Source organism: Geodermatophilus sp. SYSU D00766, assembly GCF_054049915.1.
Window position 1 is genome coordinate 24,354 of sequence record NZ_JBJGYI010000020.1, and the last position, 24,448, is coordinate 48,801.

Genomic DNA, 24,448 nt, shown 5'->3' on the forward strand with positions numbered 1-24,448 from the left:
TCTCGCCGGGCCCCGTGCGGGGCCCCTCGTCCCGGTCAACGGCCGTCCGACCGGCACCGTTCCGCAGGGAGGGTCAGGCCCGCGGCGTCACCGGCGGCGACGGCGTCCGCTGCGGCTCGACCGGCCGGCCGACGCCGCGCCCGGCCAGCACCGCGGCGCCGACGGCCGACGCGCTGCGCAGCGGCAGGTAGACCACCGGCCGGTCGAGCGAGTCGGCCAGGAGCTGCCGGACCAGCGGCACCCGTCCCCCGCCGCCGGTGAGGACCACCGGCCCGCGCGGCGCCCCGCCGAGCAGTCCGGCGGCGGCGGCCACGGCCGAGAGCACCCCCTCGACGGCGGCGCGGGCGAGGTCGGCGCGGGTGGTCCCGGCGGACAGGCCGGTCCACCCGGCGCGGTCGTCGGGGCCGGCGACGCCGCCGCGCTCGCCGGTGAGGAACGGCCGGAACACCGCTCCCCCGGCACCGGGCCGCGCGGTCGCGGCGAGGTCGAACAGCTCCGCGGGCGCCACCCCGAGCACGCCCGCGACCCACGTCCACGCCGAGCCGCCGTTCTGCAGCGCCGCCATCGCGTACCAGCCGTCGCCGGTGTCGGCGTAGCCGTGCACGGGCGGGTCGTCGGCCGGCACCGGCGTCCAGCCGGGGCGCAGCACCTGCGCACCGGTACCGAGGTTGACCTGCAGCGCCCCGCCGGAGCCGGCCGCCAGCATCGCCAGGGGCGTGTCGGCACCCCCGACGACGACCGGCACCTCGGCACCCCCGAGCACGGCGGTACCCGCGATCCCCGCCGACGGGCGCACCACGGGCAGCAGCGACGCCGGCACGCCCGCCGCGGCCCGGGCGGCGTCGGACCAGCCGTCGGCGACGACGTCCCACAGCAGCGTCGCCGAGGCGTCGCTGCGGTCGGTGACCCGCGGGTCGGCGCCGGGCAGCAGGGTGGCCCGCAGCGCGTCCTTGGGCAGCACGACGGCGGCCGCGCGCCCGACCAGGTCCGGCCGGTGGGCGGCGAGCCAGGCGAGCACCGGACCGGTCATCCCGGGGACGAGCGGGTTGGCCAGCGCCGCCCGGTCGGCGGCCGGCATCCCCCGCCAGCGGGCGACCTCCGCGGTGGCCCGCCGGTCGGGCCACAGCACCGCGGGCGCCAGCGCGGTCCCGCCGTCGTCGACCAGGACGGTGCCGTGCATCTGCCCGGCCAGCCCCAGCCCGGCCACCGGGCGGCCCCCGAGCAGCGGCAGCAGCCGGGCCAGCGCGTCGTCGAACGCCGCCCGCCAGGTGCCGACGGCGCACTCGGCCCAGCCCTCGTGCGGCTGCTCGACCGGGTAGCCGGCCTCCGCCTCCGCGACGAGCCGGCCGTCCTCGCCCAGCGCGACCAGCTTGAGCCCGCTCGTCCCCAGGTCCGCGCCGAGCAGGACGGCGCTCACCGCGGGCGGTGGGCGGCTCCGCCGCTGCGGCCGTTGCGGTCGGCGAGCAGCCCGGCCAGCGTGCTCAGCGCGATCTCCGCCGGGGTGCGGGAGCCGATGTCCAGGCCGATCGGCCGGTGCACCCGCGCCACCTCCTCCGGCGGGACGCCGAGAGCGGCCAGCGCGGCCACGTGCGGACCCTCGTGCCGCGGGTTGCCCATCACCCCGACCCAGCGCACCCGCCGGGCCAGCGCGTCGCGCAGCACCTCGCCGAGCTCGGGCCGGTGGTGGTCGGTGACGACGACGTCGGCGTCGGACAGGTCCTCCGTCAGGTCGGCCAGCCCGGTGACCCCGGCACCGCGGGCGGGGTCGGGGTCGAGCAGCACGGTGCGGAAGCCGAGCTCCGGCGCCCACCGCAGCAGCACCGCGGCCACCGGCGAGTCGAACACCGCCACCAGCACCCGCCCGGCTCCCCCGCTCACGACTCCCCCAGGAAGGCCACCAGCGCCGCGGCGAAGGCCGGCGCCCGGAGCACGGTGGAGTGGTCGCCGGGGACGACGGTGACCCGGGCACCGGGGATGGCCCCGGCCAGCACCTCGGGGCGGGCCGCCAGCGGGTCGGCGTCGCCGGCGAGGACCAGCGTGGGCGCGGTGATCGCCGCGAGGTCCGCGTCGCGGGTGTGCACCGCCCGGGCGTGCGCGGCCAGGGCCATCCGGTCGGCGGCGAGGGCGTCGGCCATCCGGCGGAAGAGGACGGTGGCCGGGTCGCGCACGTCGGCGACGTCGGCCGCCTCGAGCGCGGCGGCCAGCTCGCCCATGAGGACCCGGTGCCGCTCGGCGCCGCCGGGCTCGACGAGTGCCGCGCCGGCGCCGCCGACCACCAGCCGGCGCACCCGCCGGTCGGCGGCGGCGACCAGCACCGCGACCGTCGCGCCCATCGAGTACCCGGCCAGGTCGAAGGCGTCGTGGCCGAGCGCGTCGGCCACCCCCCGCAGGTCGCCGGCCATGCGGAGCTCGCCGTAGGCAGCGGGGTCGTGCGGCTTGTCCGACCGGCCGTGCCCGCGGGCGTCGATCCCGACGACCTCGCGCCCGGCCGCCAGCAGCGCCGCGACCGTGCCGGTGCCGACCCAGTTGAGCCGGGTGTCCGCGACGAAGCCGTGCTGCAGGTAGACCGGCGGGAGCGCGCCCGGGGTCCCCCACCGGTGGACCGCCACCGCGACGCCGTCGGCACCGGGCACCCGCAGGGGCGCGGTGGTGGTCACGGTGTTGGTCGTCGCGGTCACGCGGCGCCCCGCTCCGGGCTGTCGCCGTAGGCGTAGGAGGAGTCGACGTAGCGGCCGCCGACCGCGACGCCGGGCGGGGCGATCTCCCCGAGCCTGGCCAGGTCACCGGCCGACAGCGCGACGGCCAGCGCGCCGGCGTTCTCCTCCAGGTAGGGCCGGCGCTTGGTGCCGGGGATCGGCACGACGTCCTCGCCCTGCGCGAGCACCCAGGCCAGCGCCAGCTGCCCGGGCGTGCACCCCTTCTCCTCGGCCATCGCCCGGACGGCGTCGACCAGCCGCAGGTTGGCCGCGAACGCCTCCCCGGTGAAGCGGGGGTGGCCGCGGCGCCAGTCGTCGTCGGCGAAGTCCTCCGGGCCGCGGATGGCGCCGGTGAGGAAGCCGCGGCCGAGCGGGCTGAACGGGACGACGCCGATGCCGTGCTCGCGGGCGACGCCGAGCACCTCCGCCTCGACGTCGCGGGTCCACAGCGACCACTCGCTCTGCAGCGCCGCGACGGGGTGGACGGCGACCGCGCGGCGGACCGAGGCGGCCGAGGCCTCCGACAGCCCCAGGAACCGGACCTTGCCCTGCGCCACCAGCTCCGCCATCGCCCCGACCGTGTGCTCGATCGGCACCCGCGGGTCGACCCGGTGCTGGTAGTACAGGTCGATCACGTCGACCCGCAGCCGGCGCAGGCTCGCCTCGGCGCAGGCCCGCACGTTCTCCGGCCGGCCGTCGATGTCCATGCCCCCGCGGTCGTTGCGCCGCAGCGAGAACTTCGTCGCCAGCTGGACCTCGTCGCGGCGGCCGCGGATCGCCTCGCCGACCAGCTCCTCGTTGTGCCCGTCCCCGTAGACGTCGGCGGTGTCGAGGAAGGTGATCCCGAGGTCGAGCGCCCGGTGGACCGTCGCGATCGACTCGTCGCGGTCGGCGGTGCCGTACATCTGGCTCATCCCCATGCAGCCCAGGCCGAGGGCGGAGACGACCAGGCCGTCCCGGCCGAGCGTGCGGGTGCCGGCGGAGGGGGAGGTCATGCCCGCATCCTCGCCCCGCCGTCGCCCGGTCCGCCAGCGGCCGTCCCGCCGCCGTCCCACGGCCGTCCCGCCGCCGTTTCCCGGTCGCTGCCCCGGGTAGCCGCCCCGGGCACCGACCCCGGGAGGACCCATGACCGCCCGATCCGCCCCCCGCCGCACGGGCCGCCTGCTCGGCCTGGCCAGCCTGGGTCTGGGCACCGCGATGCTCGTCTCGCCCCGGGAGGTGGCCCGGTTCGCCGGGGTCGACGACTCCCCCGTCGCGCTGCCGGTGGTCACCGCCGTCGGCGCCCGCGAGCTCGCGCACGCCGCGGGGCTGCTCGCCGGGCGCCCCGGCTGGGCCTGGACGCGCGTGGCCGGCGACGTCGTCGACCTCACCGCCCTGGGCATCGCCCTCGGCAACCGCAGCGGCGAGCGGCAGCGGCGGCTGGGCAACGTCGTCGTCGGCGCCTCGGCGCTGGCCCTCCTCGACCTGCTGACCGCGCTGCGCTCCCGCCGCTCCCGGCGCCGCCGCACCGCCACGCCGAACCCGACCCCGGTCCGCCGGCCGACGACGGGGCTGGTGGCGCCGATGGTGGACGTCCGCCGCGCGCTGGCCGGCGAGCCCCGGACGCCGGTGGCCCCGCGGTCCTGACCGGCTCAGCGCCGCGAGAGGCCGTCGACGCGGGCCACCTCGTCGGCGGTCAGGGAGAACCCCCCGATCTCGAGGTTGGCCCGGATCCGCTCGGGCGTGGCCGACTTGGGGATGACGACGACGCCGTGCTCGACGTGCCAGCGCAGCACCACCTGCGCCGGGGTGACGCCGTGCGCGTCGGCGACCTCGCGCAGCACCGGGTCGCGCAGGTCGGTGTTCTTGAACGGGCTGTACCCCTCCAGGACGACGCCACGCTCGCGGTGGCCGGTCTCGACGGCGGCGTCGAACAGCGCCGGCGCCCAGCTGACCTGGTTCACCTGCGGCGTCACCCCGGTGGCCGCGGTCAGCCGGTCGACCTGCTGCAGCGAGTAGTTGCTCACCCCGATCGCCCGGGCCCGCCCGGCCTCACGTGCGGCGACGAAGCGCTCCCACAGGTCCTCCCCCGCGCCGCCGGGCGGCCAGTGCACCAGCCACAGGTCGACCGCGTCGAGCCCGAGCGCGCCCAGCGACGCGGTCAGCGTCCGCTCGGCGCGGCCGGCCTCGCGGGGCGGCAGCTTGGTGGTGACGAAGACCTCGTCGCGGTCGACGCCGGAGTCGCGCAGCGCCCGGCCCACCTCGGCCTCGTTGCGGTACATCGTCGCGGTGTCCAGGTGCCGGTAGCCGGCGTCCAGCGCGGTCCGGACGGCGTCGTAGCAGGTCGCACCGGTCATCTGCCAGGTGCCGAACCCGAGCAGCGGCATGGCGCCGCCGCCGGTCAGCGCGGCGGCGGGGATCGCGTCGGTCATGCCGCTGCCCTGCCCGCCTCCCCGCGCGCCGACACCCGCGGCGCCGTCCCCCGGGTGACCGGGGACCGGCGCGCGCGCCCGCACCCGTCCCGGGTGGTGGGATGGAGAGGCGAGCGCCCGCCCGGGGCGCCGCCGAGGAGGTCCGAGTGCAGTACGCCGAGTCCGTCGTCGACCTGATCGGGGGCACGCCGCTGGTCCGGCTGTCGCGGGTGACCCGCGACCTCGGACCGGACGCGCCCCTGGTGCTGGCCAAGGTCGAGTACCTCAACCCCGGCGGCTCGGTGAAGGACCGGATCGCCGTGCGCATGGTCGACGACGCCGAGGCCAGCGGTGAGCTCAAGCCCGGCGGGACGATCGTCGAGCCCACCAGCGGCAACACCGGCATCGGGCTGGCGCTGGTCGCCCAGCAGCGCGGGTACCGGTGCGTGTTCGTCTGCCCCGACAAGGTCAGCCAGGACAAGATCAACGTGCTGCGGGCGTACGGCGCGGAGGTGCACGTCTGCCCCACCGCCGTCGACCCGGCCGACCCGCGCTCCTACTACTCGGTCTCCGACCGGCTGGCCCGCGAGACCCCCGGCGGCTGGAAGCCCGACCAGTACGCCAACCCGGCCAACCCGCGCTCGCACTACGAGACCACCGGCCCGGAGATCTGGGAGCAGACCGAGGGCCGGGTGACCTGCTTCGTCACCGGCGTCGGCACCGGCGGCACCATCAGCGGCATCGGCCGCTACCTCAAGGAGGCCTCCGACGGCCGCGTCCGCGTCGTCGGCGTCGACCCGGAGGGTTCGGTGTACTCCGGCGGCACCGGCCGGCCCTACCTGGTCGAGGGCGTCGGCGAGGACTTCTGGCCCGACGCCTACGACCGCGGGATCGCCGACGAGATCGTCCCGGTGTCCGACGCCGACTCCTTCCACATGACCCGCCGGCTGGCCCGCGAGGAGGGCCTGCTGGTGGGCGGCTCCTGCGGGATGGCCGTCGCCGGCGCGCTGCGCGCGGCCGAGAAGCTGACGAAGGACGACGTCGTGGTGGTGCTGCTGCCCGACGGCGGCCGCGGCTACCTCAACAAGATCTTCAACGACCAGTGGATGGCCGACTACGGTTTCCTCGACGTCACCACCGGTGGCGAGACGGTGGGCGAGCTGCTCCAGGCCAAGTCACGGGACGGGGCCGGCGCCACGCCCGTCCTCGTACACACCCACCCCAACGAGACGGTCCGCGACGCCATCGACATCCTGCGCGAGTACGGCGTCAGCCAGATGCCCGTGGTCAAGGCCGAGCCGCCGGTCACCGCCGGCGAGGTGGTCGGCTCCGTCGACGAGAAGGTGCTGCTCGACGCGCTGTTCGCCGGCCGCGCGTCGCTGTCGGACCGGGTGGAGAGGCACATGTCCGCACCGCTGCCGATCATCGGCTCCGGCGAGCCGGTCAGCGCCGCGGTGGCGGAGTTCGGCGAGGCCGACGCGCTGATCGTGCACGTCGACGGCAAGCCCGCGGGCGTCGTCACCCGGCAGGACGTGCTCGGCCACCTGGCGGGGGTGACCCGGTGAGCGAGTTCTCCGGCTTCGACACCCGCGCCATCCACGCCGGGCAGGACCCCGACCCGGCCACCGGCGCGGTCGTCGTCCCGCTGCACCTGGCCACCACCTTCAAGCAGGACGGCGTCGGCGGGCTGCGCAACGGCTACGAGTACGCCCGCAGCGCCAACCCGACCCGCGACGCGCTGCAGGACCTGCTGGCCTCCCTCGAGGAGGGCACCGCGGGCCTGGCGTTCGCCTCCGGCCTGGCCGCCGAGGACACCCTGCTGCGCACCGTGTGCCGGCCGGGCAGTCACGTCGTCCTCGGCGGCGACGCCTACGGCGGCACGTTCCGGCTGATCTCCAAGGTCGTCTCCCGCTGGGGCGTCGAGCACACGCCGGCCGACCTCAACGACCCCGACGCGCTGCGCGCCGCCATCCGGCCCGGCTCGACGCGGGTCGTGTGGTGCGAGACGCCGACCAACCCGCTGCTCAACGTCGCCGACATCGCCCTGACCGCCGAGATCGCGCACGAGGCCGGCGCGCTGCTCGTCGTCGACAACACCTTCGCCTCGCCCTACCTGCAGCGGCCGCTGACCCTCGGCGCCGACGTCGTCGTGCACTCGACGACGAAGTACCTCGGCGGGCACTCCGACGTCGTCGGCGGGGCGCTGGTGGTGCGGGACGAGGAGCTCGCCGCGGAGCTGGTCTTCAGCCAGAACGCGATGGGGGCGGTCTCCGGCCCGCTGTCGGACTGGCTGGTCCTGCGCGGCATCAAGACCCTCGGCGTGCGCATGGAGCGGCACCAGGCCAACGCGGCGCGGATCGCCGAGTACCTGTCGGAGCACCCGGCGGTGTCCTCCGTGCTCTACCCGGGCCTGCCCGACCACCCCGGTCACGACATCGCCGCCAAGCAGATGTCCGGCTTCGGCGGGATGCTGTCGTTCCGCCTGGCCGCCGGCGAGGACGCGGCGCTGCGGGTCTGCGAGCGGGCGCGGCTGTTCACGCTGGCGGAGTCCCTGGGCGGGGTGGAGTCGCTCATCGAGCACCCGCATCGCATGACCCACGCCAGCGCGGCCGGCTCGCCGCTGGAGGTGCCCGGCGACCTGGTGCGGCTGTCGGTGGGCATCGAGGACGCCGACGACCTGCTCGCCGACCTGGCGCAGGCGCTGGGCTGAGCTACTCGACCAGCGCGAGGGCCCCGGTCGGGCACTGGGACACCGCGTCGCGGGCCGCGGCGGCGTCGTCGGGGTGCTCCTGCAGCACCCGGACGGCGCCGTCGTCGTCGACCTCGAAGACATCGGGGGCCAGCAGCTCGCACTGGCCCGAGCCCACGCACACCTCCCGGTCGGCGGTGACCCGCATCAGCGCTCCCCGCCCAGCCGCGCCGGCAGCCGCTTGAGGCCGTTGACGAACGACGACGCCAGCCGGTCCGGGGGGCCGGTGACCTCGAGGTCGGGCAGCTGGTCGAACACCGCGCGGAAGGTCACCTGCAGCTCGCGGCGGGCCAGGTGCGCGCCCAGGCAAAAGTGCGGCCCCTTGGACCCGAAGCCGACGTGCGGGTTGGGGTCGCGGCCGACGTCGAAGCGCTGCGGGTCGGCGAAGACCTCGGGGTCGCGGTTGGCCGCGGCGTAGAACAGCAGGAACTTCTCCCCCGCGGTGAAGCGGTGCCCACCGATCTCGCCGTCCTGGGTGGCGGTGCGCCGCATCCAGGTGACCGGGCTGACCCAGCGGACCACCTCCTCGACACCGGTGCGGTCCAGCGCGGGGTCGGCCGCCCACCGCGCCCACTGGTCGGGGTGCTCCGACAGCGCGAGCAGGCCCTGGGAGATGGCGTTGCGGGTGGTCTCGTTGCCCGCCACCAGCAGCAGGATGAAGAACGACGCGATCTCCTGGTGCGACAGCTTCTCGCCGTCGACCTCGGTGGTGACCAGGGCGGTGGTCAGGTCCTCGCGCGGCTGCGTCACCCGCTCGCCGGCCAGCCGCTCCATGAGCGCGGCCAGCTCCATGCCGGCGGTGAGGAAGGCGGTCAGCGGGTCGTCGTTCTCGATGAGCTCCGGGTCGCCGCCGGAGAGGATGACGTTGGAGTGCGCCAGCACCGCGGGCCGGTCCTCCTCCGGGACGCCCATCATGTCGCAGATGACCCGCAGCGGGATCGGCGCGGCGATGTCGGCGACGACGTCGATCGCCCCGCCGTTCGCCGCCGCCGTCGCCCGGGCGCGGGCCAGCACGTCGTCGACGACGGCGCGCACGGAGTCCAGTGTCCGCTCGAGCATCCGCGGGGTGAACGTCTTCGAGACGATCCGGCGGATCTTGGCGTGCCGGGGGTCGTCCATGCTGATCAGCGAGCCGTAGAACTCGTTGAGCTCGGAGGGCATGTCCTGCATGGACACCGCGCCCCGGCCGGAGCAGAACAGCGCCGGCTGCGAGCTGATCGCCTCGAGGTCGGCGTAGCGGGTGACCGCGTGGTACCCCGGGCCGGCCGGGATGCCGGGGATCTCGGGCTCGGCGAAGAAGGCGAACGGGCGCTCCTGCCGCAGCCGGTCGAAGGCCGCGTGCCGGTAGCCCGGCGGCGTCGTCCACCAGTCCCGGTCGGACAGGTCGACGGTGCCCATGTCGACGTCGGCGGGCTCGGCCGGGGGCACGGCTGCGATGGTCACGGACGACTCCCTCGTCGAAACGGTCACCGTTGACCGCACGCTAGAGAGACGCCCCTGTGGCAGGCAACACACCCGGGCGCGTCGGGCGGGTCACCCTCCGGCGCCGTCCGCCGGTCAGGAGTCGTGCGCGACGAGGTCCCGGTACTCGGGGTGGCGGTCGATCCAGCCGCGGACGAAGGAGCAGTGCGGCACCGCGCGCAGCCCCCGGGACCGGACGTCGTCGAGGGCGCCGCGGACCAGCGTGCCGCCCAGCCCCGAGCCCTCGGCGTGCGGGTCGACCTCGGTGTGGGTGAACACCACCTCGTCGCCGCGGCGCCGGTAGGCGGCCAGGCCCAGCAGGCGGTCGCCGTCGCGGATCTCGTAGCGCTCGGCGTCGGGGGCGTCGTGCACGGTGGGCTCCATGTGCGGGCCAACCGTCCGCGGCGGCGCCCTGTTCCGGCCGCGGAGACGACGAGGGCCCCGGAGCGTGTGCTCCGGGGCCCTCGTGCGGTGGTAGCGGGGACAGGATTCGAACCTGTGACCTCTGGGTTATGAGCCCAGCGAGCTACCGAGCTGCTCCACCCCGCGTCGGTGACTCCACTGTACACGTCCCCGCGCGGGTGCCGGCGGGCCCCCGGTGAGGGGCCCGCCGGACCGCTCAGTCGCCGACGGGGCGCGCCCGCGCGGCCGGCCAGTCCTCGACCGGGCGGACGAGCGCCGGGCGCAGGAGCAGCACGGCCAGCAGGCTCACGACCAGGCCGGCGGCGACGACGGCCCACCCGATGCCGGTGAGCGCGGGCAGCTCGGCGCCGATCCGGGCGCGCACGTCGACCCCGGGGGAGCCGTCGGCGTCCATCACCACGAACACCCAGTCGCCGTCGGCGGGGTCCCAGGTCAGCTGCTGCGGTCCGGTGCCGGAGACCTGCACGGTCCAGAAGTCCTGGTCCCCGGGCGGCCCGGGCGGCGGGCCGCCGGGGATCTCGTCCTCGGCGTCGGCCGGGCCGTCGAAGCCGAGCCCGTCGACGGCGGTCCGCCGGACGCCGTCGAGGTAGGCCCGCGCGTCCGCGGCCGGCGCGATCCCGACGAAGACCTCCTCGGCCGTCTCCGCGGTGACCTCGAGCCGGGCGGTGCCCAGGGCCGAGCCGACCGGCAGCCAGTCGGGGCCGGCCCGCAGGTCGATCCGGTCGCTGACCAGGGCGGCACCGGGCGACGTGAAGCGCTCCTCGGGGCTGGTGACGAAGCCGCCGGAGCGGTGCGCGTCGGCCCACAGCAGCACTCCCCCCGCGGCCCCCAGGGCCAGGCCGGGCAGCAGGAGCAGCACGCCGAGGACGAGCGCGGCCGCCCGTCCGGCACGGCTGGCCCGGCCGGGCGGGGTCCACGTGGGCTGTCGGACGTCGGTCACGGGGCACCTCCAGGGGGAAGGGCGTCGCGCTCCCGCGGCGCCGCGGTGCCCGAGCGTGGCGCCGCCGCGCTGCCCGCCACGAGCCCCGCGCGGGTCCCGTGCGGTCCCGCGGGAGTGGTCCGCGGCGCGCGGCGGGCGCCCCGGTGGGGGACCGCGGCTCCCTCGCGCGAGGGAGGCGGACGGCCCGCACGGGTCTCCCCCGGGCCGCCCGCCGGCGGGACGATGGGAGGTGTCGCCGTCCACCTCCCCCGCGCCCGGGACCGGCGCCGTGAGCCGCACGGACGCGGCGCTCGCCGGCGTCCTGGTCCTCGCCACGGTCACCGTCACCCTCGCGGTGCCGGCGGGCCCGCCCTACCGGCCGGTGGACGCCGCGGCCGTCGCGCTGGCCGCGGCCGGGCCGCTGACCCTGCTGTGGCGGCAGGCCGCGCCGCTCGCGTCGCTCGTCGCCGCCGACACGGTCGTGGTGGTCAACGCGGCGGCCGGGTACGCCATCGGCTACCTGCCCTGGCCGGCCTGGATCGCGCTGTTCACCTGCTTCGCCGTCGGCGGGCGGCGGCTGCGCCTGGCGGCCGGCGCGGTCGCCGTCCTGGGCGCCGCCGGGTACGTGACCCTGGACCGCGTCGACTCCCTCGCCGCCCTGCCCGACATCGGGATGACCTCGCTGGTCGCCGTGGTCGCCGGCGAGCTCAGCCGGCGGCGCGCCCTGGCGGCGGCCGCCGGCGCCCGGGAGGCGGCGGAGAGCCGGGCGCAGGCGCTCGCGGCCGAGCGGCTGCTGCTGCAGGAGCGCGGCCGGCTGGCCCGCGAGCTGCACGACTCCCTCGGGCACACGGTGAACGTCATGGTGATGCAGGCCGGGGTGGGACGGCGGGTGTTCGACGACAACCCGGCCTTCGCCCGCGAGGCGCTGGGGTCCGTCGAGTCCGCCGGGCGCTCCGCGCTCGACGAGCTCGACCGGCTGCTGCGCGTGCTGCAGCCGCTGGAGCGCCGGGCGGGGGCGGGACCGTTCGCCCCGACCGTGGCCGACCTGGAGGAGCTCGCCGACCGGATCCGGGCGACCGGCCGCCCGGTCGAGCTGCACACCGACGGCGGGCCGCTGTCCGCGGGCGCCGCGCGGGCGCTGTACCGGATCGTGCAGGAGGCCCTCACCAACGCCGTCCGGCACACCCCCTCCGGCCCGATCCGGGTGGAGGTCTCGCGGGTGGCCGACCGGGTGCTGCTCGACGTCACCAACGAGGGGCGCGACCTGCCCGACCCGGTCCCGGGACGCGGGCTGGTCAACATGCGCGAGCGGGCCCGGCTCGAGGGCGGCGAGCTGGAGGCCGGTCCGGTGGAGGGCGGGTTCCGCGTGCACGCGGTGCTGCCGGCCGGGACGGGGGTGCCGGCGTGATCCGCGTGCTGCTGGCCGACGACGACCGGCTGGTGCGCAGCGGCCTGCGCGCGCTCCTCGACGCCGAGGACGACCTGACCGTCGTCGGGGAGGCGGCCGACGGCCGGGAGGCGGTCGACCGCGCCCGGGCGCTGCGGCCCGACGTGGTGCTCATGGACGTCCGGATGCCCCGGGTCGACGGCGTCGCCGCGACGCGGGAGATCGTGTCCTGGCCGCGCCGCCCGCGGGTCCTCGTGCTCACCACCTTCGACCTGGACGAGGTCGTCGACGACGCGCTCGACGCCGGGGCGGACGGCTTCCTGCTCAAGCGCGCGACCCCGGAGCAGCTCGTCGACGGCATCCGCACGGTGTACGCCGGGGACGCGCTCGTCGCCCCGGCGGTGACCCGCCGGCTGCTGGCCGTGCACGCCGCCCGCCGGCCCGCCGACCCCGAACGGCTGCGGGCGGCCGCCGCGCTCACCGAGCGCGAGGTGGAGGTGCTGCGCGCGATGGCCGAGGGGCTGTCCAACGCCGAGATCGCCGCCCGGGTGTGGCTCTCGCCCGAGACGGTGAAGACCCACGTCAAGGCCGTCCTCGGCAAGCTCGGCGTGCGCGACCGCACGCAGGCGGTGGTGTGGGCCTACCGGACCGGCTTCGTCGGCCCGGGGACCGACTGAGCCGGGACCGCGCGCGGCTCGCCTCCGCCACTCCGGATCCCTGGAGGGACCGCCGCCGGCTGACGGAGACCCGGGCGGGGTCTGCACCCCGTTCCGTCACCATCCCGACCGGCTCGGTAGGATCGCCCCCGACCATCCAGAGCGGCCGAGAGACCTGGCTCGACGACGTCGCAGCAACCCCCCGCCCCGTGCGGACGAGGGTGCCACCGCCAGGATCGATGGAGGACCGATGACCCACGCCCAGCTCACCTGGGCTCGCCGGCACGTGGACCTGTGCCGGACCGCCACCGCCCTGTGTCGGCGCTGACGCCGCGAGTCCGCTCCCGCTAGCTGAGGGGCACGACCCCGGCGCGGCACGTGCCGCCTCGGCGGCCTCCCGCGACGCCTCGAGCACCCCGCCCCGGCGGTGACCCGGCTCTCCCGCGCGCGGGGCCGTTCCCTGGTGTCGTCGACCGCGCCCGGGACCGCCGTGCGGGCCGGCCCCGATCCGCAGGGATCCCGGCCGATCCGTCCTGCCTCCCGCACCGACCCTGCGGCGTCCGGCCGTCGCGACCGGACGCCTGCGCCGAGCCCCGGCGCCCCTCCCCCGCACCCGTCCCGAGGACCCAGCCTGTGATCGAACTGAACGACGTCCGCAAGGTGTTCCCTGCCCGGGGACGGATGGGCGAGGTCGTCGCCGTCGACGGGGTGAGCCTGCGCGTGGCGGCCGGTGAGTTCGCCGGCGTCGTCGGCCCGAGCGGCTCGGGCAAGAGCACGCTGGTGCGCCTGGTCAACCTGCTCGAGCGCCCGACGGCGGGATCGGTGAGCGTGGACGGGCGGGTGCTCACCGACCTCCCGGACGACGGGGTCCGCGAGGCCCGCCGCTCCATCGGCATGGTGTTCCAGCACTTCGAGCTCCTGGACTCCCGGACGGCCGCGGGCAACGTGGAGCACCCCCTCGAGCTCGCCGGCGTCGGCCGGGCCGAGCGACGCCGCCGCGCCACCGAGCTGCTGGACCTGGTCGGGCTCGGGGAGCGCGCCGGTGCCCGCCCGGCGCAGCTGTCCGGCGGGCAGAAGCAGCGCGTGGCCATCGCCCGGGCGCTCGCAGGCCGTCCCCGGGTCCTGCTGTGCGACGAGGCCACCTCCGCCCTGGACCAGGCGAGCACGAGCAGCGTGCTGGAGCTCCTGCGGCGGGTGCGCGCCGAGCTGGGCCTGACCGTGCTGTTGATCACCCACGAGATGGCCGTGGTCAAGGCCGTCTGCGACAGCGCCGTCCTGCTCGACCGGGGACGCGTCGTCGACGGCGGCCGGCTGACCGACGTCCTGACCCGCGAGCACTCCCCGCTGGGTGACGCCCTGCTGCCCGCCCCGGTCGCCGACGCCGGCGCCGGGCACGGCGGGGCCCTCGTCCGCGTGACCGTCACCGACCGCACGCCAGAGACCGCCGTGCTGCAGGCCCTCGTCGGGGAGCTGGGGCTGGCGGTGGAGGTCGCCGGCGGCTCGGTCGAGACGGTCGCCGGAGGGCGCTACGGCCGGCTGCTGCTGCGCGTCACCGGGGACGGCGGCACCGAGGGCATGGACCGGCTCGACGCCGCCCTGCACCGGATGCGGTCCGACGGCGTGCTCGTCGAGCGGCTGCACGCCGGTGCGGCCGCCACGGCCGGAGCGGGGCGATGAGCGACTGGAGCCGGGTCTGGCCGCAGCTGCTCGAGGCCACCGGCGAGACCCTGTACATGGTCGGCGCCGCCGCGGTGCTCACGGTGCTGCTCGGCGTCCCCCTGGGCGTCCTGCTCACCGTCACCGCCCCGAGCGGGCTGGCCCCGCGGGGAGCGCTGAACCGGTCCCTCGGCCTGGTCGTCAACCTGGGCCGCGCGCTGCCGTTCATCATCCTGCTGGTGCTGGTCGCCCCGGTGACGCGGGGCATCGTCGGGACGACGATCGGCTCGACGGCCGCGATCGTGCCGCTGACCATCGGCGCCGTCCCGTTCCTCGCCCGCCTGGTGGAGACCAGCCTGCGGGAGGTCGCCTCCGGGAAGGTCGAGGCGGCGCTGTCGATGGGCGCGCGCCGTCGGGACGTGGTCCGCACCGTGCTGCTGCCGGAGGCCCGCCCCTCGCTCGTCGCCGGGGTCACCGTCACCGTCGTCGCGCTGATCAGCTACTCCGCGATGGCCGGAGCCGTCGGCGGCGGCGGGCTCGGCGACTTCGCCATCCGCTTCGGCTACCAGCAGTTCCGCACCGACATCACGCTGGTCACCGTCGCCCTGCTGCTCGTCGTCGTGCAGGGCCTGCAGTGGGCCGGTGACCGGTGGGCCCGCAGCCTCGCCCACGTCTGACCCCCTCGCCGGCGGCCGTCCGGCCGCCGGCCCCCACCGCACCACCCCGAAGGAGAACCACCACCATGCGCTCCCGCTCCACCCTGCTCCTGGCCGCCACCGCCGCCACCACCCTGCTCACCGGGTGCGGCGGTGGGGACGCCGAGCTGTCGGCGGCCGACGAGCCGCTGCGGGTCGGCGCCTCCCCGGTCCCGCACGCCGAGATCCTGCGCTTCATCGACGAGAACCTGGCCGAGGACGCCGGGCTGGACCTCGAGATCGTCGAGTTCACCGACTACGTGCAGCCCAACGTCGCCCTCGACGACGGCTCGCTGGACGCCAACTACTTCCAGACCATCCCCTACCTGGAGGAGCAGGAGACCAGCGGCGGCTACGACTTCACCCCGCTGGACCCGGTGCACATCGAGCCCCTGGGCATCTACTCCCAGTCGCTGACCGACCTCGCCGCGCTCCCCGACAGCGCCACCGTGGCGATCCCGAACGACCCGACCAACGCCGCCCGCGCGCTGCGGCTGCTCGAGGCCAACGACCTGATCACCCTGGCCGACACCGGTGACGCCGCCCCGACGTCCCTGGACGTCCAGGACAACCCCAAGGACCTGCAGATCTCCGAGGTCGAGGCCGCGCAGGTGCCCCGGTCCCTCGCGGACGTCGACATCGCGGTGATCAACGGCAACTACGCCATCGAGGCCGACCTGGTCCCCGCCGAGGACGCCCTCGCGCTGGAGGAGGCCGAGGACAACCCCAACGCCAACCTGGTCGTCGTCCGCACCGGCGACGAGGACGACGAGCGGATCCAGGAGCTGGAGGAGCTCATCCACTCCGACGAGGTGCGCCAGTTCATCGACGACACCTACGAGGGCGCCGTCATCCCCGCGTTCTGAGCTCCCGGCAGCCGGAAGCCGGCCGGCCTCCGGCGCTGTCGCGCCGGCCTCCGTCAGGGACCGCATCCGGGGCTCTGGTGAGTAGCGAGGGGACCGGCCGAATCACCGCTCGCGCTGTTCGACTTCGTGTGTTCCCGCAGATCCCAGCGTTCTGCACGGGAACGTGCACCCCCGCTCCGGTTCGTTTCCCGACCTCGCTCCTCAGCGGGTCCGGATACGAGTGCGATCTCGGCTCGCCCTTCGGACAGCGCCGATCTCGATTGCGGTTGGGGCGGTCGACCCCGACCTCGACGACCCCACCGGGCTGCAGCAGCCCGGTGGGGGTCCGGGCGTAGCCGACCGCGGACGGGGTGCCGGTGGCCAGCAGGTCACCGGGGCGCAGGGCGAGGGTGCGGGAGAACAGCGCGAGGGTGTCCCCGACGGTGGAGGCCATCTCGGTCCGGGTGCGTCCCGACTTCCCCGTCTACGAGGCCGCCGACAGCGACGACGCCACCGGACTCGCCGCCGGGTCTGACCCGCCTGGGAGCGCTCGTGCCCGTGCCCATCAGCTGAGAGCCGTCACCGCACGAGCACTGACGGGCCCCTTCTCACTGCGGAGGTCGGGCCCGTCAGTGGGTCAGCGAGCGGTCTCGTCGGCCCTCGCCGGCGCAGCCTGGCGAGGCGAGGGGATGCCGGCTGCGGTCGGTGGGATGTTGGGGTTGTGCCGGAAGACGTTCTCCGGGTCCCACACGGACTTGAGTTCGGTGAGGCGGCGGTACTTGCTCTCCCCGTAGGAGGCGCGCACGCGCCGCTCGTCGGTGTCGGCCTCGAAGTTGAGGTACGTCCCGTCGTCTGGGGCGTAGGGGCGCAAGGCGTTCCAGAGGTCACGGACCCAGGCGCGGTCGACCTCGTAGGTCTGGTCGTCGGCAGCGAGAGCCAGGATGGCCAGCGCCCAGTGCGGACGTCGTGGACTACCCCAGGCCGTCGCGTCATCGGAGATCTCGCTGTACCTGCCGGCGAGCGGGAACATGGGCACGTAGGAGAGCGGCGAGCGCATGCGCGGGAGCTGCTCCAGGATGACTTCGAGGGCATCATCGCCCAGGTCATCCAGGTTCAGCCCCTTGTCGTAGGCACGGATACCCCACGGATTCGCGTTGTCCAGCATCTGCTGGAGTGCCACGTACGGAATTGGCGTGACCAACTCGAACTGCGGGTTGCGCTCGCGCAGCGGCCGGATGGCGGCGGCGTGCTCCTCGCCGCTCCCCCAGCCGGCGACCATGACCGCGACCCCCCTCTCACCGCGGAGCTGCTCGGGGACAAACGCCTCCGGCGGCGCGGACATCCCGACCACGGCTCCGCTGAGCCCGGCGGGGAGGTCGAACAGGTACTCGCGGGCGAAGCGGAGGGGCTCGAGGGCGTCGTCTGGCCGCCAGAAGAACATGCCGACGTGCGCGAGCGGGTTGACCTCGTGCAGGCCGAACACGAGCTCGGTCACGATCCCGAAGTTCGTGCCGGCACCGCGCAGCGCCCAGAACAGCTCCGGTTCCGCGTCCTCGGAGGCGGTCACCGTCCGCCCGTCGGCGGTGACCAGCGTGGCGGCCACCAGGTTGTCGCAGGCCAGCCCCAGCCGGGACGTCAACCAGCCCAGCCCGCCGCTGAGCGTGAGGCCTGAGACCCCCGTGTGACTGACCGTGCCACCGGTGACAGCCAGGCCGTGCGGCGCGGTGGCTCCGTCGACGGCGCCCCACGTCGCACCACCTCCCACGTGGACCCGGCCCTCCGGATCCACTCGGACGCCGGAGAGGCGGGACAGGTCGATCATGACCGCGTCGTCCGCCACAGCGTTCCCGGCTCCGCTGTGGCCGCCGCCACGCACGGTGAAGTCCAGCTCTGCTTCCCGAACCACAGCAAGGGCGCGCGCGACGTCCGGGGCGGAGGAGGGCCGCACGATCAGCGCTGGCTGGCGAGTGATTGCGCCGTTCCAGATCGCCTCAGCCCGGGCAGCGGCGAACCCTGCATCGCCCGCTTGCAGCGCTTCGCCGCCGATCGACCGGGCGATGCTGGTGAGTGCAGATCGATCGAGCGCCATGACAGCCCCCTGCGGCTGGACTCGCCTCCCGGTGCTGCAGACCGCTGGGAGCGCGGAGGCACTGTTGCACGCAATCCGTGGCGTGCCAGCCGAGTGAGTTCCCACAGCGACAGTCGACCAGTGCGGTCCGGCGCGTAGTGACTCGCGAGGCACCGAGCGCGCCGCGGGGTGATGGACCGGGCACGGGATCCTGCACGGCGCGGAGATCTAGGTGACCCAGACGGCCTGCCACCGAGAGCATCCTGTGGGCCTCCCCCGACCTGCGCCTGTTCTGCGCCAGCCGCGGAGGGGTCTGGTGAACACCGACCTCGCGGCCGCCACCGAGGACGCCCCACACCGACCTGGTCGGTGCCACCTGGCGGGAGGACCACCACGAGTACGACAACGCCGGCCCTAGCTCGAGGGAAGCACCGTTGGCCTGGTCGGACACGGGCGATCGGCAGTCGGGTCGCCCGCATGCTGAAACGGCGGTCGTCGCGGAGTCTGCGTGACAGACGTCTCCACGCGCGGGCACACAGATCCCTGTGCAGACGGCAGGGGCCCCCACAGTCACTGTGAGGGCCCCTGTCGCTTCGTAGCGGGGGCAGGATTCGAACCTGCGACCTCTGGGTTATGAGCCCAGCGAGCTACCGAGCTGCTCCACCCCGCGTCGGTGAGACCACCATACCCCCTCGGGTGGGGGGCCCGCAGGCGGGGGCGCACCGGGCCGGTGCGCCCCCGCCGTGCGCTCAGCCCGTCGGCGTCGCCGGTGCGCCGCCCGCCGCGGCCCGGGCGGCCTCGTATGCCTGCACCGCCGCCTGCAGGTCGGCCAGCGCCTGACCCTGCGCGGCGAAGTCGCCGTTGCGCTGGGCGTCCTCGAGACGCTGCAGCGCCGCGTCGACGTCGCGCACCGCCTGGTCGAGCTCCGGCGTCGTCGCCGTGCCGCCGTCGGCCGGCGGCGTGGTGGGCTCCGCGGGCGTCGTGGGCTCGGTGGGCTCGGTCGGGGTCGCCGGCTCCTGGGTGTCCGGGGTGGTCCCGGCGTCGCCGGAGTCGGTGGCGGTGTCACCCGCACCGGCGCCGAAGACCTCGTCCAGGGCGTCGGAGAGGGTGTCGGCGTAGCCGACCCGCCCGCCGTAGTTGACCAGCACCTTGCGCAGCAGCGGGAAGGAGTTCTCCCCGGTGCCCTCGACGTAGAGCGGCTGCACGTAGAGCAGGCCGTTCGCGCCGATCGGCAGGGTGAGCAGGTTGCCGAACACCGCCTGCGAGTCCTCGCTGTTGAACAGCGTCAGGTCACGCGCGACCTCGTCGTTGGTGTTGAACGACTGCTGCACCTGCTGCGGCCCGCGGAACGGGGTGTTGCCGGGCAGCCGGAGCACCTGGATCTGCCCGTAGGTGTCCGGGTCGCTGGAGGCGGAGATGAACGCCGAGAGGTTCTGCCGGCGGAAGGCGTTGAGCGCGCTGGTCAGCTGGAACGTCGCGCCCGGCTCGTCGGGCCGCGCCGCGAGGATGTAGTACGGCGGCTGCGCCTCGTCGGCCGCCGTCGCCTCCTGCGACTGCGTCGGGTCGGCCGGGACCGCCCACCGGTCGTTCTGGCTGTAGAAGTCGCTCGGGTTGCTCACGTGGTACCGGGTGAGGATGTCCCGCTGCAGCTTGAACAGGTCCTCGGGGTACCGCACGTGCTCGACGAGCTCCTGGCTCATCGACTCCCGCGGCTCGATGACGCCCGGGAAGGCGGCGGTGTAGGCCTTGAGGACCGGGTCCTGCTCGTCCCACTCGTAGAGCGTCACGGTCCCGTCGTAGGCGTCGACGGTGGCCTTGACCGAGTTGCGGATGTAGTTGAACTGCTCGTTGGGCAGCGCGGCCGTGCCGGTGCCGGTGAGCGCGTCGGTCGCGGCCTCGCCGAGCTCCATCCGCTCGGAGTACGGGTAGGCGTCCGACGTCGTGTAGCCGTCGAGGATCCACACGACCCGCCCGTCGATGACCGCCGGGTACGGGTCGCCGTCGACCTCGAGGAACGGCGCGGCCTTCTCCACCCGCTCGCGCGGGTCGCGGACGTAGAGCACCTTCGAGGCGTCGTTGACCGCGCCGGAGAGCAGGAAGTTGCGCTCGCGGTAGTAGATCGCGAACGTCAGCTGCCGGAAGAAGCTGCCGATCGCGACGCCGCCCTCGCCGTCGTAGGTGTTGTTGACCTCGCCGTCGGAGCCGTCCTCGGGCCGGTCGAACTCGCGCGGGGTCGCGTCCTCCGGCGCGCCGACGACCGAGTAGTCCTCGATCAGCTCGCCGTAGTAGACGCGCGCCTGGTCGACGTCGATGTCGCCGACGGTGGGCAGGTCGCGACTGGTGAAGTTCGGCTCGCCGCCCTCCTGCCCGGTGACGACCTGGTTGGCCGGCGCGGCGACGAAGCCGTTGCCGTGCGTGTAGACCGTGTGCCGGTTGATCCAGGTGTCCTGGTTCTCCGAGAGACTGTTGCTGTCGAGCTCGCGGACGGCGACGACGTAGTCGCGGGTCTCGCCGTCGATGGTGTACCGGTCGATGTCGAGCTTCTCGGGGAAGCCGTACACGTTGCGGATCTGCTGGCGCGCGGTGAACGTGCCGGCCAGCACGTTGGGGTCGAGCAGCCGGGCGTTGGGGATGGTGGCGTCGTCGGCGCGCAGCTCGGCCAGCGCCGCGTCGGTGTCGACCTCGTCGCCGGTGTTGTCCTCCGCGAAGTCGACGTAGTCGACGTCGGAGAGCCCGTAGGCGTCGCGGGTCGAGGCGATGGCCCGCTCGATGTAGTCGGCCTCGCGCTCGTTGGCGCTGGGCCGCACCACGAACTGCTGGACGATCGCCGGGTAGGCCACGCCGATCACCAGGCTCGACAGCAGCAGCAGCACCAGCGCGGCGGCCGGCAGCCGGAAGTTGCGGACGACGACGTTGGCGAAGAACGCGATGGCGCAGAACGCCGCGGCGAACACCAGGATCGTCTTGGCCGGCAGCAGCGCGTTGACGTCGGTGTAGCTCGCGCCGCTGAACAGCTCACCGCGGTCGGAGTAGACGAGGTCGTAGCGGTCGAACCAGTAGGCCACCGCCTTGAGCGCCACGAACAGGCCCAGCAGCACCGACAGCTGCACCATCGCCGCGCCGGTGAGCTTCTGCCCCGGCGTCTGCAGCCGCAGGCCGCCGAAGACGTAGTGGGTGAGCAGCGAGCCGATCAGCGCCAGGATGACGATCGCGAAGGCGAAGCCCAGCAGCAGCCGGTAGAAGGGGTACTCGAAGACGAAGAACGACAGGTCCAGGCCGAACTGCGGGTCCACCCGGCCGAAGGGCACCGCGTTGCGGAAGGTCAGCCAGGTCTCCCAGCTACCCTGCGCGGTGAAGCCGGCGAACAGGCCGACCACGACGGCGACGGCGGTGAGCACCAGGGTGCGGCGCGGCTCCAGCGACTGCCGGTAGCGCTCCAGGTTCTGCTGCTCCAGCGACATCGGCCGGAACGCGGGCCGGAAGCGGTAGGCGAGGTACACCGCCAGCGCGGTCAGCCCGCCGGTGGCCACGCCGGCCACGGCGAACAGCAGCGCGCGGGTCTGGAGCTCGGTCCAGAACACCTCGGTGTACCCGGTCTCGTCGAACCAGAGGTAGTCGACGTAGACGTTCGTCAGGGTGCCGATGGCCGTGAACAGCACCAGCAGCACGGCGATGGACCCGATGACGACCTTCGCCCGCCGCGACAACGTCGGCACGGACACGGGGGGCCGCATGGCCACGAGCGGTCTCCTTCAGTTGCAGGTGCGGCGCCGCACCCGGGGGGTGCCACGCCGCGGTGGGGCGACCGCGTGCGGTCGGACGGACGTCGTCGCCGACGCCGGCACGGGCCCGTCGTGAGGCAGGTGCCGCCCCGACCAACGACCGGCGCGGCACCGGGTTCCCGCGGGGCCCGTGCTGCCCGACAGCTTCCCCCACGGACGGGGGTCCGTGTCGGGGCCGTCGTCCGGGAGGGTCAGCACCCCACGGGCGTGCGGCCGGCGCGGAGGTCCTCGAGGGCGGTGAGGGCGTCGTCGAGGTCGCCGACGCGGGCCAGGGTCAGCCCGGTGGCCGGCGAGCCGAGCGCGTCGGCGCAGTTGTCGGCCGGCACGAGGAACAGCTCGGCGCCGATGTCCTCGGCGGCGACCATCTTCAGCTGGATGCCGCCGATCGGGCCGACCGTGCCGTCGGCCTGGATCGTGCCGCTGCCGGCGACGACCGCGCCCTCGGTGAGGTCGGTGTCGCCCACCAGGTCGAGGATGCCCAGGGTCAGCATCAGGCCGGCCGAGGGGCCGCCGACGTCGGCGACGTCGATGTCCACGTCGAAGGGCGCCGAGGGCTGCTCGCGCACCGCGATGCCGAGCACCGAGCCCTCCCGGTCCGGCGCGCCCGTCGTCGTCACGGTGGCGGTGCCCGGCTGTCCGAGGCGGGTGTAGGCGACCTCCACCTCGGTGCCGGCCGGGATCCCGGTGAGGACGGACACGAGGGTCGCGGAGTCCGGCGTCGGCTGCCCGGCCACCGACTCGAGGGCGTCGCCCTCCTCCAGCAGCCCCTCCGAGGGCGAGTCCTCGCCGCTCACCCCGCGGACGACGACCTTGACCGGGTAGCCCAGCTCCCCCAGCGCCGCGGCCTCGGCCGACTCCTCCGAGGTGAGGAACGCCTGCCGGTTGGCCTGCTCGATCTCGTCCTCGGTCTTGTCCGGCGGGTACACCGACTCCTCCGGGACGATGCTGACCTCGTCGTCGAACCAGCCGCGGACGGCCTCGACCAGGCTCAGGCCGGCCCGGCCGACGCCGACGGTGGTCAGGTTCAGGTTGCCCCTGACGTCGTTGCGCTCCCGGCCGCGGACGCTGATGACCGGGTCGCCGTCGATGTCGCCGAGGGTGTTGAAGGTGGGGCCGGGCACCTGGGCCACGTAGGGCACCGGCAGCGCCGCGCCGAGGACGCCGGCGACCAGCAGCAGCACCACACCGACGGCGAGGACGGCGATCCGACGGGTCACGACGGGCCAGGGTATGTGGTGGCGCTGGCAGCGTCCGCCGAGAGCGGACGGCCGGGGTGCCGATCCGCCCGCGACCGGGTGATCACGCGTCTACCGTGGGACCCATGAGCGACCTGCCGTTCGGCTTCGGGCTGCCCGACCGCGACCCCGAGCGACGCGACCAGCCCGGCTCGAACGACCCCTTCGGCTTCGGCGCCCTCTTCGGCTCCGGCGGCGCGGGCGCCGGCACGCCCGAGGAGCTGCTGGGCAAGATGCCGCTGTTCGCCGAGCTGCAGAAGCTCATGACCTGGTCGGGCGGCCCGGTGAACTGGGACCTCGCCCGGCAGGGCGCGATCAGCACCCTGGCCACCGGCACCCAGCCGACGTCGGAGGCCGAGCGGGCCGCCGTCACCGAGGCGCTGCGGCTGGCCGACCTGTGGCTGGACCAGGTGACCGACCTGCCCTCCGGCGTCGACCGCGCCGTCGCCTGGTCGCGGGTGGAGTGGGTGGAGCAGACGCTGCCCGCCTGGACGGCGCTCATCGACCCGCTGGCCGAGAAGGTCGTCGCGGCGATGACCAGCGCCCTGCCGCAGGAGGCCATGGCGATGGCCGGCCCGCTGGCCGGGATCATGGGCCGGATGGGCGGGCTGATGTTCGGCGCCCAGGTCGGGCAGGCGATGGGCCGGCTGGCCGGCGAGGTCCTCACCGGCACCGAGGTGGGGCTGCCGCTGGCCCCGGCCGGCTCCGGCGTGCTCGTGCCGCAGAACGTCGCCGCGTTCGCCGAGGGGCTCGACCGGCCCGCCGACGAGGTGCGGCTGTTCCTCGCGCTGCGCGAGGCGGCCTCGCTGCGGCTGTTCGCGCACGTGCCGTGGCTGCGCCAGCAGCTGCACGACGCCGTCCACGCCTACGCCCGCGGCATCACCATCGACCGCGAGGCCATCGAGCGCGGCCTGAACGACGCCATGGGGTCGATGGGCGGCGGCTTCGACCCGTCCAACCCGGAGGCCATCCAGGAGCTCCTGGGCAGCGGGGTGCTCGAGCCGGAGGAGACGCCCGAGCAGCAGATGGCGCTGCGCCGGCTGGAGACGCTGCTGGCGCTGGTCGAGGGCTGGGTCGACGCCGTCGTCGCGGCCGCGGCCGGCGAGCGGCTGCCCGGTCACGGGGCGCTGGCCGAGACGATGCGCCGCCGTCGCGCCTCCGGGGGCCCGGCCGAGCAGACCTTCGCCACCCTGGTCGGCCTGCAGCTGCGGCCGCGCCGGCTGCGGGACGCGGCCACCGTCTGGGGCGCGATGGAGCAGCGGTACGGCGCGGCCGAGCGCGACCGGCTGTGGTCGCACCCCGACCTGCTGCCCACCTCCGACGACCTCGACGAGCCGCTGGACTTCGTCGCCCGCCAGGGCGCCGACGACGAGCTGCGGCGGCTCACGGCCGAGGCCGGGGAGCCGGCCGGCGGGGACACCGACGACAGCACCGACGGCGACGCCACCGACGGCGACGGGGAGACCCCCACCCGCTGACGGCGCCC

At 75.2% G+C, this 24,448-nt stretch carries 22 protein-coding genes, 2 tRNA genes, 1 pseudogene and 1 riboswitch; of the genes and pseudogenes, 10 read left to right on the forward strand and 15 right to left on the reverse strand.

From position 1 onward, the window contains the following. Window positions 1-73: 73 nt before the first annotated feature. Genes ACI8AD_RS15235 through ACI8AD_RS15250 form a run of 4 tightly spaced genes read right to left on the reverse strand, consistent with a single transcriptional unit; the run spans window position 74 to window position 3,691 of the window. Window positions 74-1,417: an FGGY family carbohydrate kinase gene (locus ACI8AD_RS15235; protein ID WP_456871367.1), complete on the reverse strand. Its 1,344-nt coding sequence runs from the start codon at window positions 1,415-1,417 to the stop codon at window positions 74-76. Continuing rightward, the gene (locus ACI8AD_RS15240) at window positions 1,414-1,878 is read right to left on the reverse strand and encodes an XdhC family protein (RefSeq protein WP_456871368.1); all 465 of its coding nucleotides are present in this window, start codon (window positions 1,876-1,878) and stop codon (window positions 1,414-1,416) included. Before ACI8AD_RS15240 ends, ACI8AD_RS15235 begins: the two co-directional genes overlap by 4 nt. After that, a complete protein-coding gene (locus ACI8AD_RS15245) occupies window positions 1,875-2,678 on the reverse strand; it encodes an alpha/beta fold hydrolase (RefSeq protein WP_456871369.1) in 804 nt (267 codons plus the stop codon). Before ACI8AD_RS15245 ends, ACI8AD_RS15240 begins: the two co-directional genes overlap by 4 nt. Next, window positions 2,675-3,691: an aldo/keto reductase gene (locus tag ACI8AD_RS15250; protein ID WP_456871370.1), complete on the reverse strand. Its 1,017-nt coding sequence runs from the start codon at window positions 3,689-3,691 to the stop codon at window positions 2,675-2,677. Before ACI8AD_RS15250 ends, ACI8AD_RS15245 begins: the two co-directional genes overlap by 4 nt. Window positions 3,692-3,821: 130 nt before the next feature. On the opposite strand from ACI8AD_RS15250, the gene ACI8AD_RS15255 reads away from it, so the two are divergent. Further along, window positions 3,822-4,322 (forward strand): hypothetical protein, encoded by a 501-nt coding sequence (locus ACI8AD_RS15255; protein ID WP_456871371.1) that lies wholly within the window; start codon window positions 3,822-3,824, stop codon window positions 4,320-4,322. A gap of 5 nt (window positions 4,323-4,327) precedes the next feature. Here the strand turns inward: ACI8AD_RS15255 and ACI8AD_RS15260 are convergent, their stop codons facing one another. Further along, window positions 4,328-5,107 carry an aldo/keto reductase gene (locus tag ACI8AD_RS15260; RefSeq protein ID WP_456871372.1) on the reverse strand — a complete coding sequence of 260 codons (780 nt, stop codon included), beginning with the start codon at window positions 5,105-5,107 and terminating at the stop codon, window positions 4,328-4,330. 146 nt (window positions 5,108-5,253) lie between these two features. Between ACI8AD_RS15260 and ACI8AD_RS15265 the strand changes: the two genes are divergently transcribed. Beyond that, window positions 5,254-6,651 carry a cystathionine beta-synthase gene (locus ACI8AD_RS15265; protein WP_456871373.1) on the forward strand — a complete coding sequence of 466 codons (1,398 nt, stop codon included), beginning with the start codon at window positions 5,254-5,256 and terminating at the stop codon, window positions 6,649-6,651. Continuing rightward, window positions 6,648-7,796 (forward strand): cystathionine gamma-synthase, encoded by a 1,149-nt coding sequence (locus ACI8AD_RS15270; protein WP_456871374.1) that lies wholly within the window; start codon window positions 6,648-6,650, stop codon window positions 7,794-7,796. Before ACI8AD_RS15265 ends, ACI8AD_RS15270 begins: the two co-directional genes overlap by 4 nt. A gap of 1 nt (window position 7,797) precedes the next feature. On the opposite strand, the gene ACI8AD_RS15275 is transcribed toward ACI8AD_RS15270, so the two are convergent. The 5 genes and pseudogenes from ACI8AD_RS15275 to ACI8AD_RS15295 all read right to left on the reverse strand — a co-directional run bounded on the left by ACI8AD_RS15275 (window position 7,798) and on the right by ACI8AD_RS15295 (window position 10,659). Further along, complete coding sequence (locus tag ACI8AD_RS15275; RefSeq protein WP_456871375.1) at window positions 7,798-7,983, reverse strand: ferredoxin; 186 nt, start codon at window positions 7,981-7,983, stop codon at window positions 7,798-7,800. Continuing rightward, window positions 7,983-9,278 carry a cytochrome P450 gene (locus tag ACI8AD_RS15280; RefSeq protein ID WP_456871376.1) on the reverse strand — a complete coding sequence of 432 codons (1,296 nt, stop codon included), beginning with the start codon at window positions 9,276-9,278 and terminating at the stop codon, window positions 7,983-7,985. The genes ACI8AD_RS15275 and ACI8AD_RS15280 overlap by 1 nt, the downstream gene beginning before the upstream one ends. A gap of 114 nt (window positions 9,279-9,392) precedes the next feature. Continuing rightward, window positions 9,393-9,686: pseudogene (locus ACI8AD_RS15285) on the reverse strand (GNAT family N-acetyltransferase); the annotation flags it as partial. An 82-nt stretch (window positions 9,687-9,768) separates the two neighbouring features. After that, window positions 9,769-9,845: transfer RNA gene (locus tag ACI8AD_RS15290), tRNA-Met, on the reverse strand. Between the two features lie 70 nt (window positions 9,846-9,915). Further along, window positions 9,916-10,659: a hypothetical protein gene (locus tag ACI8AD_RS15295; RefSeq protein ID WP_456871377.1), complete on the reverse strand. Its 744-nt coding sequence runs from the start codon at window positions 10,657-10,659 to the stop codon at window positions 9,916-9,918. Window positions 10,660-10,927: 268 nt separating this feature from the next. Between ACI8AD_RS15295 and ACI8AD_RS15300 the strand changes: the two genes are divergently transcribed. The 6 genes from ACI8AD_RS15300 to ACI8AD_RS15325 all read left to right on the forward strand — a co-directional run bounded on the left by ACI8AD_RS15300 (window position 10,928) and on the right by ACI8AD_RS15325 (window position 15,898). After that, a complete protein-coding gene (locus ACI8AD_RS15300; RefSeq protein ID WP_456871378.1) occupies window positions 10,928-12,046 on the forward strand; it encodes a sensor histidine kinase in 1,119 nt (372 codons plus the stop codon). Continuing rightward, on the forward strand, window positions 12,043-12,702 hold the full coding sequence (locus ACI8AD_RS15305; RefSeq protein ID WP_089402327.1) for a response regulator: 660 nt from the start codon (window positions 12,043-12,045) through the stop codon (window positions 12,700-12,702). Before ACI8AD_RS15300 ends, ACI8AD_RS15305 begins: the two co-directional genes overlap by 4 nt. 129 nt (window positions 12,703-12,831) lie before the next feature. Then, window positions 12,832-12,927, forward strand: a riboswitch (SAM riboswitch). 4 nt (window positions 12,928-12,931) lie between these two features. Next, entirely contained in the window at window positions 12,932-13,009 is a 78-nt protein-coding gene (locus tag ACI8AD_RS15310) for a putative leader peptide (protein ID WP_456871418.1), read from the forward strand. Between the two features lie 305 nt (window positions 13,010-13,314). After that, complete coding sequence (locus ACI8AD_RS15315) at window positions 13,315-14,358, forward strand: methionine ABC transporter ATP-binding protein (RefSeq protein ID WP_456871379.1); 1,044 nt, start codon at window positions 13,315-13,317, stop codon at window positions 14,356-14,358. Continuing rightward, window positions 14,355-15,014, forward strand: coding sequence for a methionine ABC transporter permease (locus tag ACI8AD_RS15320; RefSeq protein WP_456871380.1), 660 nt, complete (start codon window positions 14,355-14,357; stop codon window positions 15,012-15,014). The genes ACI8AD_RS15315 and ACI8AD_RS15320 overlap by 4 nt, the downstream gene beginning before the upstream one ends. Window positions 15,015-15,079: 65 nt before the next feature. Continuing rightward, complete coding sequence (locus ACI8AD_RS15325; RefSeq protein WP_456871381.1) at window positions 15,080-15,898, forward strand: MetQ/NlpA family ABC transporter substrate-binding protein; 819 nt, start codon at window positions 15,080-15,082, stop codon at window positions 15,896-15,898. Here the strand turns inward: ACI8AD_RS15325 and ACI8AD_RS15330 are convergent. The 5 genes from ACI8AD_RS15330 to ACI8AD_RS15350 all read right to left on the reverse strand — a co-directional run bounded on the left by ACI8AD_RS15330 (window position 15,882) and on the right by ACI8AD_RS15350 (window position 22,944). Next, the gene (locus ACI8AD_RS15330; protein ID WP_456871382.1) at window positions 15,882-16,331 is read right to left on the reverse strand and encodes a fumarylacetoacetate hydrolase family protein; all 450 of its coding nucleotides are present in this window, start codon (window positions 16,329-16,331) and stop codon (window positions 15,882-15,884) included. The two genes, ACI8AD_RS15325 and ACI8AD_RS15330, sit on opposite strands and share 17 nt — an antisense overlap. A 183-nt stretch (window positions 16,332-16,514) precedes the next feature. Beyond that, on the reverse strand, window positions 16,515-17,966 hold the full coding sequence (locus ACI8AD_RS15335) for an FAD-binding oxidoreductase (protein WP_456871383.1): 1,452 nt from the start codon (window positions 17,964-17,966) through the stop codon (window positions 16,515-16,517). A gap of 575 nt (window positions 17,967-18,541) precedes the next feature. Then, window positions 18,542-18,615, reverse strand: a tRNA-Met gene (locus ACI8AD_RS15340). Window positions 18,616-18,694: 79 nt separating this feature from the next. Next, window positions 18,695-21,679 (reverse strand): UPF0182 family membrane protein, encoded by a 2,985-nt coding sequence (locus ACI8AD_RS15345; protein WP_456871419.1) that lies wholly within the window; start codon window positions 21,677-21,679, stop codon window positions 18,695-18,697. A 239-nt stretch (window positions 21,680-21,918) separates the two neighbouring features. Further along, window positions 21,919-22,944 (reverse strand): YlbL family protein, encoded by a 1,026-nt coding sequence (locus tag ACI8AD_RS15350; protein ID WP_456871384.1) that lies wholly within the window; start codon window positions 22,942-22,944, stop codon window positions 21,919-21,921. A gap of 104 nt (window positions 22,945-23,048) precedes the next feature. On the opposite strand from ACI8AD_RS15350, the gene ACI8AD_RS15355 reads away from it, so the two are divergent. Next, window positions 23,049-24,440 carry a zinc-dependent metalloprotease gene (locus tag ACI8AD_RS15355; protein WP_456871385.1) on the forward strand — a complete coding sequence of 464 codons (1,392 nt, stop codon included), beginning with the start codon at window positions 23,049-23,051 and terminating at the stop codon, window positions 24,438-24,440. Window positions 24,441-24,448: the final 8 nt, after the last annotated feature.